Genomic DNA, 16,192 nt, shown 5'->3' with positions numbered 1-16,192 from the left:
ACCTGCTGTATAGTTAAGTTCATGCTGACTATTGCTTCGCGTCTCGACGTGATGAACCGCCTGGGTCGTGCACTGGCCGACCCCACTCGATCCCGGATCATCTTGACCCTGCTCGACCATCCCGCTTACCCGGCGGAACTGCCCTGAGATCTGGACCTGACACGCCCGAACGTGTCCAACCATCTGGCATGCCTGCGCGATTGCGGGATCGTCGTCTCCGAGCCCGAGGGTCGTCGGACACGATATGAGATCGCCGATTCGCACCTGGCGCAGGCGCTAACGGCACTGGTCGATGCCACCCTGGCAGTGGACGAAGACGCCCCGTGCATCGATCCCGCCTGCTCGCTTCCCGGATGCGACGCAGCTGGGGAGGGCGCATGATCCTCACCTCGGTCTTGCAGGCGATGGGCCTGTTCGCAGCGACCAACATCGACGACATCATCGTGCTCTCCCTCTTCTTCGCGCGAGGGGCAGGCCAGCGCGGCACTACCGCCCGCATTTTGGCCGGCCAGTACCTCGGATTCGCCGGCATCCTCGGTGCCTCGGTCCTGGTGACCATCGGCGCCGGAGCATTCCTGCCCTCGGCAGCCATCCCGTACTTCGGTCTCATTCCTCTGGGCCTCGGCCTCTGGGCCGCATGGCAGGCCTGGCGCGGAGACGATGACGACGATGACGACGAGGCCAAGGTTGCCGGCAAGAAGGTCGGCGTGTGGACAGTCGCAGGCGTCACCTTTGCCAACGGCGGCGACAACATCGGCGTCTACACCCCTGTCTTCCTCAGCGTGGAACCTCTCGCAGTAGTCGCCTACTGCATCGTCTTCCTCGCGCTCGTCGCGGTCCTGGTGGCCCTGGCAAAGTTCGTCGCCACCCGCCCCCCGATCGCCGAAGTGCTCGAACGCTGGGAGCACATCCTCTTCCCCATCGTTCTCATCGGCCTCGGCATCGTGATCCTCGTCAGCGGCGGAGCCTTCGGACTCTGACGTAGCGGCAGCGCTCCAAACGGCCCCGACCGGGCGCACCCCTCTCGGTTCAGACCGCGACACCTACCTGCAGCCAGTCCTGGGTGATCGCGGCAACAAGACCGCCACGGAGCGTTGCAAAAACCCCGCCACGAAGCGAACGAAGCCACAACCACACCTCCCGATGCCCGGTGATCCGACGGAGGAGGATCGACGGGCGCCCCGGTCTGCGTGGAGGACCTCAGCCCTCCTCGAGTCGACGCAAGATGTTCGCCAGCAGGATCACGGCATCCGCGGTGATGCCGGTCGTGGTCCGGTCGGCCTTCGGTGAGTGCTTCATCTTGTGGGCGAGAGCCGACGCCTTCTTGGTCAGCCCCCGCAGCTCCTCATTGGACTTGCCGGGCAGACGGTGGTCGATGTACGCGCCGATGCGGATGTCGGTCTTGTCGACCGGAGGCTCTGAGAGTACCGGAGGGCAGTGCACCTCAGGATCGTAGACGTGGGCGCTGAGCGCCTCGAGGACGCCGACGCAACGGTTGCCCACATCCTTGTAGTCGACAGGCGTGGAGGCTGACCTGAAGCGCTGCCGTAGCTGTGAGATGTGATCGTCGACGTCAGTCCAGCCGAGATCGCCGTGCGGCGAGATGCCTTCGGCCAGTTCGCCAAGGAACTGCCACTCTTCGGCCTCCTCAAGCTGATCCTGGATTGGCCGAAACACCTTCTCGATGATGTCGCGGCGGGCTTGCCACTTCCCATAGGCACCTTCAGCGATCCAGTGACTGTGGAAGGACGAGAAGTCACGCCATGGAGGGTCGAAGACGATGCCCCTCCGCTTGAGGAGCATGCGGAGCGCCTTGAGTGCGGCCCTCGCCTCGTCCTCGTCGGTCCGCAGGTGCGACTTCTCGGTGCCGTAGGACTCGTACTCTGCTCGGACGAGCCTGGTGAGCTCGAGCGCGGTCTCCAGCGGGTTCGGGTCGTAAGCGGTGCCCTGTGCGAGCTGGGTGATCAGGTCGGCGTTGAGAACCGGCTTCGATGAATCCCAGGGGTTGTCAGTCCCCGCTGGCTCCTCGAAGAAGTCTTTGATGCGCATGCTTCATTATCCCACGACTCCTGCATTCACGCAGATCAAGAAAGAGACCCTCGAGGAGCGAGCGGATGCTCCCCGGGGGTCTCGTGATCACGCTCAGCTCTCCTGCTTCTGCAGTAGCTTCGAGCTGACGTGGTTCTGGTGCGGGATGGTGATCGAGCCGTCGTCGTTGACCGTGCCGTAGACGTTGTAGCTCATGAGTCCGACGAAGGTCAGCTCATCGCCGTTGCGGGTCCAGGAACAGTCATCGTCGATCTCGGCCTGCGGGTTGGTCCGCTCCTGGTGGCCGCAGGTGCTGTCCTCGCCGAGGACGAGCATGTATCGGCCCTCCTTGGCGTCGAGGTAGGTGCCCTCGAGGCTGTCGCCACTACAGCCGGTGAGCAGGGCGCTGGCGGCGATGGCGAGCGTGGTGGCGGTGATCAGGTGGCATCGCATGGTGGGGCTCCTATGGGAGGCAGAGATCTGTCAGACATGCTATGCCCGATTAGATGCTGCGTACGTGTGCGCAACTATGCTGCCAAGACAGGTTGAAATGCAGTCCATAATAAAAGGACAAGGCGAGCAAGACCCCGCTCCGGACCGAAGAAGGTCACCGTGATAGACCGTGCTGAGATCACCGTTGGATATCTGCACGCCTGTGGCGATCTGGAAACCTTCCTCGCGCTGGCTGGTGACGCCGAGTTGCGTAGCCGAAGCGCCGGTACGCGCTGGACCAACGAAGAATTGTTGTTTCACATGGTGTTCGGTTACATGGTGACCCGACGCCTGCTGCCCCTCGTCAAGTGTTTCGGTCGGTTGCCACCGTCCGTGGGGAATGCCTTTGCTGGGTTGCTCGATGCCGGGACCAAGCCCTTTGATTGGGTCAATTACTGGGGGTCTTGGGCGGCATCGCGCGTGTACAATCGTCACCGGATGGCCCGGAAGTTGCGTCGGGTCACGACCACGCTGGCCGCCAACCTGGAAACCGAGTCCCACGCCTCCTTGGGGCTGCAGATGGCGTTTCCCACCCGGTGGGATCCATTTTTTCGGCCGGTGATGACCGTGGCCGACCTCTACGCCTACCCCACGAAACATTTCGCCTTCCACGCCCAGCAACTGAGTTTCCTGCCCCACACCCCCGAATAACAAAGGGTCAGGCACAACAAGACGTGGGCAGCTCGTCATGGAAGGTGCCTGCCACCAGGCGCAGTGCTTCGGAGGTGGTCAGATAGGGTGCCCAGGTGTCGGCGAGGTGGCGGGTGGTCATCCCCGCGGTGATCGCATAAGTTGCCGGGAGCAGGAGCTCTGCTGCGTGATCGCCGATAGCGCTGATGCCCAGGATTTTGTCGGTTCTTGTTTCGGCGACCATCTTCAGCGCCCCGCAAGTGTCGTGATTGACTAAGGCGCGCGGCAGGTCTTGGAAGCTCAGCACCCGGGAGTGACACCGGTACCCGGCTCTCCGGGCCGCGGCTTCGGTCAGTCCGGCCGTGGCCAGTTGGGGGCGCGAGAAGATCACGGCAGGTAGGCCGGTGTAATCGACTTTCGTGGCCGGCACTTGCGGATCGGTGCGCAGGGCATTGGCCGCGGCAGCTTTGCCGGTGGCCGCGGCGACGTAGACATATTGCGGGGCCGCCGTAACGTCACCGGCAGCAAAGACCCGCGCATTGGTGGTGCGCTGGTGGTCATCGACGAGGATGAATCCCTCCTGGTCGGTGGTGATACCTGCGGCGGGCAGGTTGAGATGCTCGGTGGACGGGCGGCGGCCGGTGGCCACCAGCAGGCGCTCAGCACACAGGCTGCGTCCCGAGGCGGTGGCCACCTGGATCTGGTCATGCTCCTGGGTCACCCCGGTGGCGTGCTCTTCGAGCACCGTAATCCCATCGAGGGTCAGGGTTTGTCGGAGGATGGCGGTCATTTCTGGCTCGGCGGTGGGGGCTATCCGGCCGATGATCGTCACCCGGGTGCCCAAGTCGGCAAAAAGCTGGGCTTGTTCGATGCCGACGTAGCCGCCGATAATAATCATGGACTCGGGCAGCTCGGTCAGTGCCATGGCCGTGGTCGAGGTCAGATAGTCCACCTCGTCCAACCCGGTCACGTCCTGTGGTAAGGCTGGCACCGCGCCGGTGGCCAGCACAATCGAACCGGCTGTCACCGGGGTCCCATCCACCACCAGGGTGTCGGGATCAACAAAGGAGGCCTCCCCGGTGCGGATCTGGAACCCATGCGCGGCCGCGACCTCAGCGTATTTGGTGTCTCGCAGCCGGGTGATTAGCTGGTCTTTTTGTCCGACCAGCGACCCCAGATCCACGCCCGCGGCGGAGGTGGGGACCCCGGGGAACGGGTTGGTCAGGGCGGCTTGCCGGGTGCCGGCCGCGGCCAACAGCGTTTTGGACGGGACGCATCCGATGTTCACGCAGGTGCCACCGAGGGTGTCCCGCTCGATCACCAACACCTCTTTGCCGGCCCGCCGGGCTGTAATGGCTGCCGCCATGCCAGCGCCACCGGAGCCCACCACCACCAGATCAACGTCGAAACCTTGTACCATCTGTTTGCCTCTTTCTTTGGTCTGCACCCAGTATGAACCTTCCAGTACACTGGAAGGTCAAGTCCGACGATCATAAAGGAGCCTTGAGTTCAATGAGGATTGGCGAATTGGCAGACGCTGCCGACACCACCACCAAAACGCTGCGCTATTACGAAGCCATCGGGCTGCTGCCACCCCCGGATCGGGCCCCGAACGGCTACCGAGACTACCCCGAAGCGATGCTCTGGCGACTCGATTTCATCCGTCGAGGCCAACGCGCGGGACTGTCCCTGGCCCACATCGGTGAGATTCTGCGGATGCGCGATACCGGCCAGCCGCCTTGCGCCCACGTCGACGCGCTGCTGGCCAACCGTCTGACCGAGCTCGACCAGCAGATCGCTGACCTCATCCAATTACGCCAGACCGTCACTGCCCTGCACCACACCAGCCGCGCAGCGGACCCCGCCACGTGCCACGCCGAGGCCATCTGCACCAACCTCTGACCGCCAGAGCTGATGACTGCAAGAACTGTTCAACCGCTGTGGCTTAGAGACCGAAGGCTCCGCCGCTGATGAGGATCACAATGCCCAGCCCAATGAGGACTGCTGGAAACAGAATGTGTTCCCACCGTTCCAGGGCTTCGGCGATAGGTTTCCTGGACGTAATCCATCGAGCCACAAACACCAGGACGGCGACGAGGAGTAAGAAGACGATGCAGTAGGCCAGGATTGTGCTCCAGCTAACACTGACGAACACTGGCACATAGACCCCGATATTGTCGCCACCATTGGCGAAGGTCACCGCGGCCACGGTCCAGACCGAGACTCGCTTGCCTTCCAGCTGTGCTGCGTCGTCATCGTCGTCGTCGCGATTGCGCCACGCCTGCCATGTTGCCCATAGGCCTAGCCCCAGTGGGATCAGGCCAAAATAAGGCAGCACTTGGTCAGGTAGCAGCGCTTGGGCGCCCAGGGCCGCAAGCACGGCAGCCCCGAGAATGCCGAGGAATCCGAGATATTGTCCCAGCAGGATACGGCGGGTGGTGCCGGGTTGTCCTTGGCCTCGGCCGAAGAACAACGACAAGATAATGATGTCGTCGATATTGGTGGCGATGAACAGCCCAACTGCTTGCGCAATGGAGGACAGGATCACGCACTCACCTCCGCAACGTCACTACAGTCCCCCACAGTGCAGGCCGGGTCGATGCACGGTGCGGCCTCATCGACGGCCAGGGTCGTGTCCACCAGCGCCGTCAGTGCCCGAGTCAGGTGTGGGTCGGCGATCTCATAGCGCGTCTGGCGTCCCTGGTGGTGCGCCACCACAATCCCACAGTCCCGCAGACAGGCCAGATGGTTTGACACGTTCGACCGCGTCAGCTCAAGGTTCTGGGCGAGTACCGCCGGATACTCTGGCCCACGCAACAGGGTCAACAGGATGCGGGACCGCGTGGGGTCAGCCATGGCTCGACCCAAGCGGTTCATCACATCAATACGTGCATCATTCGTCAGCATGCGCTGAACTATACAGCAGTGACTGAATAGTTCTTCTGGGTTTTACGAGAAGTGGAGTAGATCGATGCTCACCCTAAAGAATTTCCACCACGACAACAGTTGAGTACTGTCAAAGAGGGTATAGGCGCGTTTACGTGACAGTGCAGTAAACGCGCCTATAGCTCAGAGGTTGCGGAAGACGAGGACGCCGCCGTCCTCGGCGACGTAGCTGCCGGACCGCACCCAGGCGAAGAGGGCCTCCTGCTGGTGCTCCGGCACCGAGGTGAGGACGCGGCCCTACTGGGCCGCGGTCATGGGGTCCATCTCGCCGGTGACAGGGATGCCCTCGTGGTCCATCACCCAGAGTTCCTCGTGGTCGGTCGCGTGACCGTGCAGCTGGGCAGGCGTGACCTCGTCGCAGTCCTCGGCGTCGTACCACCTGCCGACGAGATCGCCGTCGTTGTAGCAGGCCAGACAGCCAAGCCACGCGCGGGGCTCGGTGTGACGGATGATCTTGTGCATGATGGCCATGTGGGTCCTCCTCGTCCGCGAGCAGGCTGATCACCTACTCCTCAGGAGGTCTCCCGGCCACGCCTCGCGTGGCGTGTCAGCGGCCGCTGTGCCGCCTCGACGTCACGACCGTCATGAAGCTAAGTGCTCGTAGCGCAAGTCGATCACGCCGGTCCCGAGTTCAATGGTCGAGGTCCGCGCCGCCATCGCAGCCAGCGTGGGGAACGGCGCTGAAAACATCGACTGAAAATGATGCGAGCGAATCCAGGCGGCATCCAGCCCAACCTGCTCGCCAGCGACAGTCATCTGAATCTGGTCGTGCAGGGCTTGGCGCGCGCCACCAGTCCCGTTTTGTCCTTGGGTCCAGTGTCCAAAGTTCAGAAACCCGAGTTTCTTCTTCATGCTCGGTTCAACAATTGATCATCGGGCTTCATTCCTGGTGATTATTCCAGGTGATGTTGCTTGCTTTACGCGCTGTGGACCGCCTGCGGTGGTCCCTGCCGGCCAGGATCTGGGATAATTGAGCAATCATGACAACTACTGTGACTTCTTCTGTGCGAGAACAGCGCATCGCGACTGGTACCGGAGATCAAGGCCGTCCGCACCACACCACGGAGAAAACCACCCTGACGTTGCCCCCATTGCAGATCGGACCGTTGACCATTCCGGTCCCGGTGGTGTTGGCACCGATGGCCGGGATCACCAATACCGCGTTTCGTCGTCTGTGCCGCGAGTACGGTGGCGGGCTCTACGTCAACGAAATGGTGACCGCCCGTGCCTTGGTAGAACGCAAACCGGAGTCGATGCGGATTATCTCCCACGACCCCGATGAGGTACCGCGGTCCGTGCAACTGTACTCCGTGGACCCGGTCACCACTCGCGCTGCTGTGCGCATGCTGGTCGAAGAAGATCACACCGACCATATCGATTTGAACTTTGGCTGCCCCGTCCCGAAGGTCACCCGCAACGGCGGGGGATCGGCGCTACCGTGGAAGATCGATCTGTTCACCTCCATCGTCAAGGGCGCCGTGGACGAAGCCGGCGATATTCCGGTCACGATCAAAATGCGTCGCGGGATCGACGAGGAGCACCTCACCGCCCTGGAAGCGGCCCGTCGGGCTGTGGATCTGGGGGTCTCGGCGATTGCACTCCACGGGCGCACCATGCGCCAGCACTACTCCGGTCAGGCCAACTGGGACTCCATTGCCGAACTGAAAGCAACCGTCAGCGAGGTTCCGGTGCTGGGCAATGGTGATATCTGGTCTGCCGAAGATGCCATCGCGATGGTCGAATACACCGGTGTCGACGGGGTGGTCGTCGGTCGCGGGTGCCAGGGCCGCCCCTGGTTGTTTGGGGATTTGCAGAATGCCTTCACCGGATCGGAAGAGCGCTTCCGGCCCGGACTGGGCACCGTTGCCGATGCGCTCTACCGCCACGGCGAACTACTGGTCGACACCTACGGCGATGAGCTCAAAGCCATGCGCGATATTCGCAAACACGTCTCCTGGTATTTCAAGGGCTACCCGGTCGGCGGAGAAATTCGACGCTCGATGGTTACCGTGGAGACCCTGGACCAGTTGCGTGAGCTCCTGGACACCCTGGACCGGTCGATCCCGTACCCCGGTGCGGTCGCTGAGGGCCCCCGCGGTCGAGCCGGTGGCCCGAAGAAGCCCCACTTGCCTGAGGGTTGGCTGGACTCGCAAGAACTCAATACCGAACAGCAGGCGATGATCCACGCTGCAGAACTGGATATCTCCGGTGGTTAGACAGCAACCCCTCTTCGGCCCCGAAGACCGTCCACCCTATGCCGGCCAAGCGGTACAGACACCCGGGTATACCGATTGGGACCGACAACGCTGGTTAGCTGAACCGCCGAAGTCCTCCTACCGCTCCGACTATGAGCGTGACCGGGCTCGCGTGGTGCACTCGGCGGCACTGCGTCGGCTGTCGGCCAAAACCCAGGTGCTCTCACCCGGAGATGATGATTTCACTCGCACCCGGTTGACGCACTCACTGGAGGTTTCACAAGTGGGACGCGAGCTAGGCCGCTCGTTGGGATGTGATCCTGATGTGGTCGATACCGCCTGTCTGTCACATGATCTCGGGCACCCACCGTTCGGACACAACGGCGAAAAGGCCCTGGACACACTGTCTCAGCACATCGGCGGATTCGAAGGCAACGCTCAAACCCTACGGTTGCTGGCCCGATTGGAGCCCAAAAAATCCTTCGCAGACGGTACCTCTGCCGGGCTGAACCTCACCCGGGCCAGCCTGGATGCCGCTTGCAAATACCCCTGGACCCGTCAACCCGGTGTGCGGAAATTTGGGGTCTATGAAGACGATCTGCCAGTGTTCACCTGGTTCCGACAAGGTCTGACCGGCACCAGGAAATCCATGGAAGCCCAAGTCATGGATCTCGCCGATGATATTTCCTACTCGGTGCACGACATCGAAGACGGGGTGGTCTCCGGGCACTTCCAACTGCATTGGCTCAAAGACCCCGAACAGCGCGCCCGTGCGGTGTCCACAATCCAGGCCTGGTACCTGCCCGACACCGATGAAGCCACCATCGAGGCCGGGCTCGACCGGCTGGAACACGCACCAGAATGGGTCGGTCGGATCGACGGGTCCCGCCAAGCCCGCTCACAGCTCAAGGACATGACCTCCCAACTCATTGGGCGATTCTGCACCTCAGCGTTCAACGCCACCCGTGAGGTCTACGGCAATGACCATCTCACCCGACACAACGCCAACGTGGTGGTTCCCGAAGACACCGAGGTCGAAATCGCGGTCATGAAAGGAATCGCGGCCACCTACGTGATGGAATCCGAAGAACGGCAACCGTTTTACGCCCGACAACGCGAGATCCTGAGTGAATTGGTCGAGCTCTTGGCTGAGAACGACGACCGCTATCTGGAGCCGATCTATGCCCGCGACTGGCAGCGGGCCGACGATGCCGGCAAATTCCGAGCTGTCATCGATCAGGTGGCATCACTGAGCGACTACGCGGCGCTACAGTGGCACGGCAATCTGGTGGCGGGTAACGCCGAACCCACTCGCATTAACTAGTGGTCTCCTGAAACTACTCGGCTACGCAGCATGGTCTAGTCGTGGGCCGGAACCAGCTGTGGCATGACCTCAGCTGCTGGCGCTCGCAGAATAATATCGGCCATTTCCGACAGCTCGGTTGGGGCCGGGTTGATCTCGATCAGCGTCGCCCTTGAGGCCGCCAACGGCAAAGACGCTGCTGGTTGCACCACCGAGGATGTTCCCACAGAGATGACGGCGTCGGCCTGTTGCATGGCGGTCAGAGCGTTCGCGAAATCTTGCTGGGGGAGCACCTCGCCGAACATCACAATGTCGGGACGCAAATACCCGGTACAGATCTCACACTCGAGAGGCTGGGCGAGTCGCTCGGGATCAGTTGGTGCCTGGGTGATTTGCTGTTGGGCCAGGATCTGCTCTAACGAAAACGGCGAGGGACGCTGACAGTCATGGCACCGGAATGTGGCGATTTGGCCGTGTAAGTGCGACAGAACCGTGGCACCCCCGCGTTCGTGGAGGTCATCAACGTTTTGGGTGATGACCCGAACATCGTGGAGCCGGCGTTGCATTTCGGCCACGGCTTCGTGGGCGGGATTCGGAGTAGCCTGGCGCATGGTCACTGCCTGATGCATCATCCAGGTCCATACCAGCTCCGGGTTGTAGTACATGGCCTCAACGGTGGCTAATTCTTGGGGGTCCCACTTCTCCCACAGGCCTTCCAATGGCTCACGGTAGGTGGACAGGCCGGATTCCTTGGAGATACCGGCACCGGAGAAAACGACGATGTGCTCGGCATCGGCCAGGACTTCACGTGTTTTTTCCATGACTAATTCTTGCACCTCTCCATGCTATCCACAGATGCTCAGCCGGTGGAGAACGCTGTCGGTCGTTGCTCCTAGACTGGTGCTATGGCAGGACTGATTAAGCGCGACACCATCGATGCGGTACGGCAAGCCACGGACTTGAAAGCCGTGGTGGAAGACTATGTCACGCTCAAGTCCGCCGGTGTGGGATCCTTCAAAGGCTTGTGTCCTTTCCATGACGAGCGGACTCCGTCATTCCACGTGCGGCCATCGGTGGGTACCTACCATTGTTTCGGATGTGAAGCCTCCGGGGATGTCTTTAGTTTCCTCATGGAGTTGGAACACACCTCATTTACCGAAACGGTGGAAGCGTTAGCGGCTAAAGCTGGCATCGAAGTCGCCTATCAGGACGGTCAGGGTCCAGACCGTCGCGAGGTCGGACAGCGCCAGCGTCTATTGGAAGCCCACAAGATTGCCGACGAGTTCTATCAGAAAACCCTGCAAACATCCCAGGCAACATTGGGACAGCAATTCCTCCAATCCCGGGAATTCACGGCTGAGGATGCCCAACGTTTCGGGGTTGGCTACGCCCCGGCCGGGTGGTCGAATCTGCTCGACCACTTGCACCGCCACGGATTTACCGACCAGGAATTGAAAGCCACCGGGCTGTTCTCAGAAGGACGTCGCGGTCTGTATGACCGGTTCAGAGATCGGCTGACCTGGCCGATCCGGGATCTGACCGGCGCCACCATTGGATTCGGGGCGAGGAAAATGTCAGACGAAGACCCCGGACCGAAATATCTGAATACCCCGGAGACTGCGTTGTATAAGAAGTCCCAAGTCCTCTACGGGCTGGATATCGCCAAACGCCAGATCTCTCAGCACCGTCAGCTCGTGGTGGTGGAGGGCTACACCGATGTGATGGCAGCTCACCTTGCCGGCGTGGACACCGCTGTCGCCACCTGTGGAACCGCATTCGGGTCGGGCCATACCAAAATTGTGCGCCGGCTGATCAGCGATGACCGCAGTGGTGCCGAAGTGATCTTCACGTTTGACGGCGATGAAGCCGGTCAGAAAGCAGCGTTGCGGGCCTTTGAAGAAGACCAACAGTTTCAAGCCCGCACTTTCGTGGCCGTAGAACCCTCGGGTATGGATCCTTGTGACCTGCGTGTTAACAAAGGAGACCACGCTCTGCGGGAGCTCATTGACTCGAAGCGGCCATTATTCGAATTTGCCCTCAACACGACGCTGAAGCGGTTTGATCTTCAGAGCGTGGAGGGTCGTTCCCAAGCATTGCGAGCCACAGCCCCCATTCTGGCTGGCATTAAAGATCCCATCATGAAAAAGGAGTACGCTCGAGATCTTGCTGGAAAACTGGGGCTAGAACTCACCGATGTCGACCAAGCGGTTCGTACCGAAGAACGTCGCCTCCAACAACACCAAAAAGAACACTCGGCCAGAGTATCCCAGCCGGGGCAACAACGGCAGGTAGGTGCGAACCTCCCGGTAGCAAGTCACCCCGATCTTAGGGATCCTGTGGCCAGAATGGAAAAAGGCGCGCTAGAGGTCTTGCTCCAGTACCCGGAGATGCTCTCCCAAGAGCAATGGGAAGCGTTCTACTCCTCTGTCTTTAGAGTGCCGGTCTTCGCAGCGATCCAGGCGGCCATCATTACCACAGGATCAACGACCGAGAGTTTGAACGGCTGGGTTGAAAAAGTCTCTGAGGAAGTGCCCGCTGCCTTGCGTCCCATGGTCGCTGAGCTGGCCGTGACAGCCTTACCTGCAACGAATGAACACGATGTCGTTCTCTACTGCCGCGACATCATGAACAGTCTGTTTGAATTACAGATCACCCGTCGCAAAGCTGACCTGCTAGCCCAGCTAAATCGAGTGGGCGACAATGACGACGAGTTCCTGAAAATCAATCAGGAACTGATGCAACTCGAACAGCGTCGCCGGGCCATCAGAGGCCACTAAGACCCCCAGCCTCACAGATTAGCCGATGTCACCTCGATTTCACACTTCGGATTTCTTCTGCTAAAGTGATTATCCGTTGCTTTCCTCCATAGCTCAACGGCAGAGCATTCGACTGTTAATCGAAGGGTTGCTGGTTCGAATCCAGCTGGGGGAGCTGTGAGGAAACGTCCCCGTTCGGAACTCCCGGGCGGGGACGTTTTGCGTTAAAGGTTCCCTCCCCCAGTAACTGGGCACAACCAATGCCGTAAGCAACTACTAGCACCCTGCAACCGTCTGAGACGCTATCTTGAGACCGAACAAGGTGGGCTAGTGCGCCTTAACTGTTTATATCTCGAGTTCTCAGGGGGCGGGCTAGGTATTCGGCCACCGACGATGGCGTGCCTTCTCACGAGGTCGTTATCGGGGTGCGGACGCCTCTGGCCCCAGGCCAAGCCAGATCGATTTGAGTAGTACCTCACAGTGCTGGCAGTAATTATCCGTACCACGGTAGCAGGAACTAGAATCAGACGTCGTCGAGGTCCGTGGAATCGTGTGGTTCAGTGCCCCTGATTCTTCAGGACCTCGAAGTCTCTCAGGATACAAATACACCCACTGCGAAACCCGATCTCGCCTCACACCCATTCCGAAGAGCGGCGTTTCGTCATGGCATAGAGGAGTTATATGATGACGCGTCGATATGCGAAACCGTGGAAGGCGGGACCGTTTGACGTTCGGCTACCCTTCTTGCACTACCGATTTGAATGGCGAGACTACACGCAGGGTCTCGTAATGTGTGCGGTTGACCTCTCCGCCATTCCGTTGATGACCGAGCTGCTCGAAATGCCGTTTGAGGCTGCGCTTGCGATCGTGATTCTCAACGGCTTGCTCTACCTCACCCATCACATGCTCGGTGACCCGGTCGTCCCTGGCTGGATCACCCCAGCGATTCCACTGTTGGCGCTATATCTTGAATCGTTCCCAGTGGAACAGCGGGTCCATGCGCTGGTTTCGTTCCAGCTGGTGTTGGGGGTGCTGTCGCTGACGCTGGGTGTCACGGGGCTCGCCTCAAAAGTGGTGCGATTCGTGCCGAACGCACTGCGCGCCGGCATCGTCGTCGGTGCTGGACTAGCAGCCGTGCAGGGAGTCTTCTCCGCGGGCGGGCAATTTGAGGACTTCCCTTGGACGATCACTATCTGCGTCGGTATCGCATTTTTCTTGTTGTACTCAAAACACTTCCAGATGTGGCAACGTAAATCCGGGGTCCTGGCTTTCATCGGTAGCCTCGGCATTCTGCCCGCCATGCTCCTGGCTGTGGTTATCGCTCCGCTGTTTAACGAAGTACCTTGGCCTGAAGTCGAGTGGGGTTTCAGCACCCCTGATTTCAACACGCTATTCACTGAATACACGGTGTTTGGTCTGGGTATGCCACCGATCGGGATGTTCCTCACTGCAATTCCCACGGTGCTGGCTGCCTACATCGTCGTCTTCGGCGATGTCCTGCAGGCACGCGCTGTGCTGGACGAAGCAAACGTGGTGCGTACCGATGAGAACGTTCGCTATAACCCCAACCGTGGGCACCTGATTTTCGGTGGTCGAAACGTTTTGATGAGTATCTTCGGGCCCGACACCGCGATGTGTGGTCCGCTTTGGGCTGCCATGCACGTGACAACTTCGGAGCGGTACAAGAAGGGCCCGAAGGCGATGCAATCGATTTTCAGCGGGGCGGGTTCGTTCCGGTTGGGAACGAATACGGGTCTTTGGCTCTTGCCGATCGTGACGTTGATGGAGCCGGTGCTCGGGGTCGCACTGGCACTGACCCTGCTGGTGCAGGGCTTTGTGTCAATTCGAGTTGGTATTACCGAGGCACGCTCGAAAACCGACCTTGGTATCGCTGGGGTGACCGCAGCAATTCTTGCCACCATGGGAGCAAGCTGGGGCTTTGTGGCAGGTATCATTCTGTGCCTGCTCATCTACACGAAGGACTTCTTCAAGGGAGAAGATGACGGTCTCTTTGCGGAGCCTTCGCCCCATGATGCCTCGGACGAGTTTGCTGCTGAACAGCAGCAGGCCAGCACTGAGGGAGGGGAACCTGGCCAGACTGAGACTAAGCGGGCACCGGAGGATGGTTCGGAACCGGGCGGCCGTTAGATGAGCACGGAGAAAGCGCCCGCCCGTTAGTGGTGGGCGCTTTCTCGTGCGTCGAACCTGCGTCTGCTTCAGCCGGAGGCCAATACAACGACAATGAAACGTCCTCGTCCGGAGCACTGGAACGAGGACGTTTCAGGTTGAAATTTTCTGGTGCTTGCTTCGTGGCGATCTCGGACGTGGACTGTGCAGTGTCATCGGTCTCTCATCAGGGCCCCGATCAGTCCGGAACGGCACGCTGTGATCAAGATCCATCCGGCTGAGTAGAGGACAGCATGGCCCCATGCCGGATATTCAGCACCGGTTGAATAGATGATGGTGAATCCTGCCAAGAAAAACAATCCCAGCTGAAGCAGAGTCAACAGCGTCGAGATAGGGCGAGTCCCCAACAGTGCAAAGAGCGTGATGGCACCCAAAATGACCAACGCGATGAACGGTCCCATGGTGATCACTTCCTTGTGGTAGCGGTCGGTATCGGTAATGAACCGTTGGTCCTTTCATTCGTACGGAAAACCACGGACAACATAAAGTTGTGGTCGACATCTCACCCTGAAGTTTTGAGATCGGTGTCGATCATGGCGACATTCGCCTCACAATGGGGCCGGTCCTGACGGCATCATGCCTCGGGCCCCTCCTGACTACCGAGGACAGGCCCGACGAGAAACAGACAGGGCGGGTGCTTCAGGTGCTTGAGGAAGGCCGCGTCAGTCTTGTTGCGACTGTCGCTCGTCCACCATATCGCTCAAGGTTTCTTCCAGTGGACGAGGCTCGAACCCCAGCTCACGGCGGGCCTTGGCATTTTTGAAACGGTTTCCTGAGCTCAGGGTATAGAGAGAATACTTGGTAAATAGCGGGGGCCGTCCGAAGAGACGCGCGACACCTTTGACCGGCACCGCTGTTGCCCGAGCCACCCACAACGGCAATGTCAGGGGGTCACGTCGATCGACCAAGTTGGTGACAATCCGTCCGAGTTGACGCAGGCTCATGTAGCCACCGGTTGCCAGATAGGGTCCCGAACCGGTGCGACAGGCTTTGACCACGCAAGCGGCCACGTCACGCACGTCGACCATGTCATAGCCACCTTTGACCACCACTCCCAGTTCTCCATCCACCAGGCGTTGCACCAGTGTCGTCAGGTTTGTTGCCCCGGGATCGTTCGGGCCTAACAGCCCTGAAGGATGAATGATGACCCGATCGACGTCATCAGCTTCCATGACAAGGGCCGCTGCCTCGGCTTTGGTTTTGGCATACCCACCGAAGACGGTGTCGGGGTCGAACGACTCCGGTTCTTCCATCACGACGCCGGTCGGAGCCTCGGTGAGGGCATGAACGGACGACACATACACCAGACGAGCCTGGTGACGACGCGCCGCTTCCAGGATATTGGCGGTGCCTTCGACGTTGACGGCTCGTACCTGCGGTTTCACCTGGTCTTCAATAGTCACCATCGCTGCGCAGTGGATGATGACATCGCAGGGCCCGATGGTTTGCTCCACGTCCTGGGCATCGGTGATATCGCAATCGTTGGCATCCGCTAGCGCGGTGACTTTTTCCCCGGCTGTTTCCAGCTGGGAAACGACGTGGCTACCGAGGAAACCCCCGGCGCCGGTAACAGTAACGTGGAGAGGCTGATTCATAAGTTGAAGCTGACCTGATACTCGCTCTGACTATGATTTTTCCCGTCACATATCGGCATT

At 60.2% G+C, this 16,192-nt stretch carries 17 protein-coding genes, 1 tRNA gene and 1 pseudogene; 9 read left to right on the top strand and 10 right to left on the bottom strand.

What is annotated here, in order from left to right:
* Positions 1 to 21 precede the first annotated feature (21 nt).
* A pseudogene (gene cmtR / locus QDX22_RS04875) lies at positions 22 to 381 on the top strand (Cd(II)/Pb(II)-sensing metalloregulatory transcriptional regulator CmtR).
* Positions 378 to 980 carry a cadmium resistance transporter gene (locus QDX22_RS04870; protein WP_110101663.1) on the top strand — a complete coding sequence of 201 codons (603 nt, stop codon included), beginning with the start codon at positions 378 to 380 and terminating at the stop codon, positions 978 to 980. The pseudogene cmtR (QDX22_RS04875) and the gene QDX22_RS04870 overlap by 4 nt, the downstream one beginning before the upstream one ends.
* Before the next feature lie 220 nt (positions 981 to 1,200).
* On the opposite strand, the gene QDX22_RS04865 is transcribed toward QDX22_RS04870, so the two are convergent.
* Together QDX22_RS04865 and QDX22_RS04860 are read right to left on the bottom strand one after the other, a co-directional pair.
* On the bottom strand, positions 1,201 to 2,049 hold the full coding sequence (locus QDX22_RS04865; protein ID WP_122548843.1) for a hypothetical protein: 849 nt from the start codon (positions 2,047 to 2,049) through the stop codon (positions 1,201 to 1,203).
* 93 nt (positions 2,050 to 2,142) lie between these two features.
* Positions 2,143 to 2,481, bottom strand: a complete 339-nt coding sequence (locus tag QDX22_RS04860) for a hypothetical protein (protein ID WP_110098749.1) — start codon at positions 2,479 to 2,481, stop codon at positions 2,143 to 2,145.
* A 159-nt stretch (positions 2,482 to 2,640) separates the two neighbouring features.
* Here QDX22_RS04860 and QDX22_RS04855 point away from each other — a divergent pair, with 159 nt between their 5' ends.
* Positions 2,641 to 3,171, top strand: a complete 531-nt coding sequence (locus tag QDX22_RS04855) for a DinB family protein (RefSeq protein WP_043057151.1) — start codon at positions 2,641 to 2,643, stop codon at positions 3,169 to 3,171.
* 7 nt (positions 3,172 to 3,178) lie between these two features.
* Here the strand turns inward: QDX22_RS04855 and QDX22_RS04850 are convergent, their stop codons facing one another.
* Positions 3,179 to 4,570 (bottom strand): dihydrolipoyl dehydrogenase family protein, encoded by a 1,392-nt coding sequence (locus QDX22_RS04850; protein WP_279718179.1) that lies wholly within the window; start codon positions 4,568 to 4,570, stop codon positions 3,179 to 3,181.
* Between the two features lie 92 nt (positions 4,571 to 4,662).
* Here QDX22_RS04850 and QDX22_RS04845 point away from each other — a divergent pair, with 92 nt between their 5' ends.
* On the top strand, positions 4,663 to 5,052 hold the full coding sequence (locus tag QDX22_RS04845) for a heavy metal-responsive transcriptional regulator (RefSeq protein WP_043057152.1): 390 nt from the start codon (positions 4,663 to 4,665) through the stop codon (positions 5,050 to 5,052).
* 43 nt (positions 5,053 to 5,095) lie between these two features.
* On the opposite strand, the gene QDX22_RS04840 is transcribed toward QDX22_RS04845, so the two are convergent.
* The 4 genes from QDX22_RS04840 to QDX22_RS04825 all read right to left on the bottom strand — a co-directional run bounded on the left by QDX22_RS04840 (position 5,096) and on the right by QDX22_RS04825 (position 6,948).
* On the bottom strand, positions 5,096 to 5,698 hold the full coding sequence (locus QDX22_RS04840) for a cadmium resistance transporter (RefSeq protein ID WP_110110350.1): 603 nt from the start codon (positions 5,696 to 5,698) through the stop codon (positions 5,096 to 5,098).
* The gene (gene cmtR, locus QDX22_RS04835) at positions 5,695 to 6,057 is read right to left on the bottom strand and encodes a Cd(II)/Pb(II)-sensing metalloregulatory transcriptional regulator CmtR (protein WP_043057154.1); all 363 of its coding nucleotides are present in this window, start codon (positions 6,055 to 6,057) and stop codon (positions 5,695 to 5,697) included. Before cmtR (QDX22_RS04835) ends, QDX22_RS04840 begins: the two co-directional genes overlap by 4 nt.
* A 276-nt stretch (positions 6,058 to 6,333) precedes the next feature.
* On the bottom strand, positions 6,334 to 6,567 hold the full coding sequence (locus QDX22_RS04830) for an antirestriction protein ArdA (RefSeq protein WP_233242821.1): 234 nt from the start codon (positions 6,565 to 6,567) through the stop codon (positions 6,334 to 6,336).
* A gap of 111 nt (positions 6,568 to 6,678) precedes the next feature.
* Positions 6,679 to 6,948, bottom strand: coding sequence for an LLM class flavin-dependent oxidoreductase (locus QDX22_RS04825; protein ID WP_122548842.1), 270 nt, complete (start codon positions 6,946 to 6,948; stop codon positions 6,679 to 6,681).
* A gap of 128 nt (positions 6,949 to 7,076) precedes the next feature.
* On the opposite strand from QDX22_RS04825, the gene dusB reads away from it, so the two are divergent.
* Both dusB and QDX22_RS04815 read left to right on the top strand, forming a co-directional pair.
* A complete protein-coding gene (dusB, locus tag QDX22_RS04820) occupies positions 7,077 to 8,312 on the top strand; it encodes a tRNA dihydrouridine synthase DusB (protein ID WP_122548841.1) in 1,236 nt (411 codons plus the stop codon).
* Positions 8,305 to 9,615, top strand: coding sequence for a deoxyguanosinetriphosphate triphosphohydrolase (locus tag QDX22_RS04815; protein ID WP_110098742.1), 1,311 nt, complete (start codon positions 8,305 to 8,307; stop codon positions 9,613 to 9,615). The genes dusB and QDX22_RS04815 overlap by 8 nt, the downstream gene beginning before the upstream one ends.
* 35 nt (positions 9,616 to 9,650) lie before the next feature.
* Here QDX22_RS04815 and QDX22_RS04810 read toward each other — a convergent pair whose 3' ends face one another.
* Entirely contained in the window at positions 9,651 to 10,415 is a 765-nt protein-coding gene (locus QDX22_RS04810; RefSeq protein ID WP_122548840.1) for an SIR2 family NAD-dependent protein deacylase, read from the bottom strand.
* Between the two features lie 84 nt (positions 10,416 to 10,499).
* On the opposite strand from QDX22_RS04810, the gene dnaG reads away from it, so the two are divergent.
* The 3 genes from dnaG to QDX22_RS04795 all read left to right on the top strand — a co-directional run bounded on the left by dnaG (position 10,500) and on the right by QDX22_RS04795 (position 14,498).
* Entirely contained in the window at positions 10,500 to 12,371 is a 1,872-nt protein-coding gene (gene dnaG / locus QDX22_RS04805) for a DNA primase (RefSeq protein WP_122548839.1), read from the top strand.
* Between the two features lie 82 nt (positions 12,372 to 12,453).
* Positions 12,454 to 12,525 (top strand) — tRNA-Asn (locus tag QDX22_RS04800).
* 506 nt (positions 12,526 to 13,031) lie between these two features.
* Entirely contained in the window at positions 13,032 to 14,498 is a 1,467-nt protein-coding gene (locus QDX22_RS04795; RefSeq protein ID WP_279718105.1) for a permease family protein, read from the top strand.
* A gap of 191 nt (positions 14,499 to 14,689) precedes the next feature.
* Here the strand turns inward: QDX22_RS04795 and QDX22_RS04790 are convergent, their stop codons facing one another.
* Positions 14,690 to 14,938: a hypothetical protein gene (locus QDX22_RS04790; RefSeq protein ID WP_147472508.1), complete on the bottom strand. Its 249-nt coding sequence runs from the start codon at positions 14,936 to 14,938 to the stop codon at positions 14,690 to 14,692.
* A gap of 261 nt (positions 14,939 to 15,199) precedes the next feature.
* On the bottom strand, positions 15,200 to 16,132 hold the full coding sequence (locus QDX22_RS04785; RefSeq protein WP_122548836.1) for an NAD-dependent epimerase/dehydratase family protein: 933 nt from the start codon (positions 16,130 to 16,132) through the stop codon (positions 15,200 to 15,202).
* Between the last annotated feature and the right edge of the window lie 60 nt (positions 16,133 to 16,192).

It is taken from the genome of Auritidibacter ignavus, assembly GCF_029853775.1.
Taxonomy (GTDB): Bacteria; Actinomycetota; Actinomycetes; order Actinomycetales; family Micrococcaceae; genus Auritidibacter; species Auritidibacter ignavus.
Note: the sequence above shows the minus strand (reverse complement) of the source record. Positions and strands in the feature narration are given on the sequence as shown.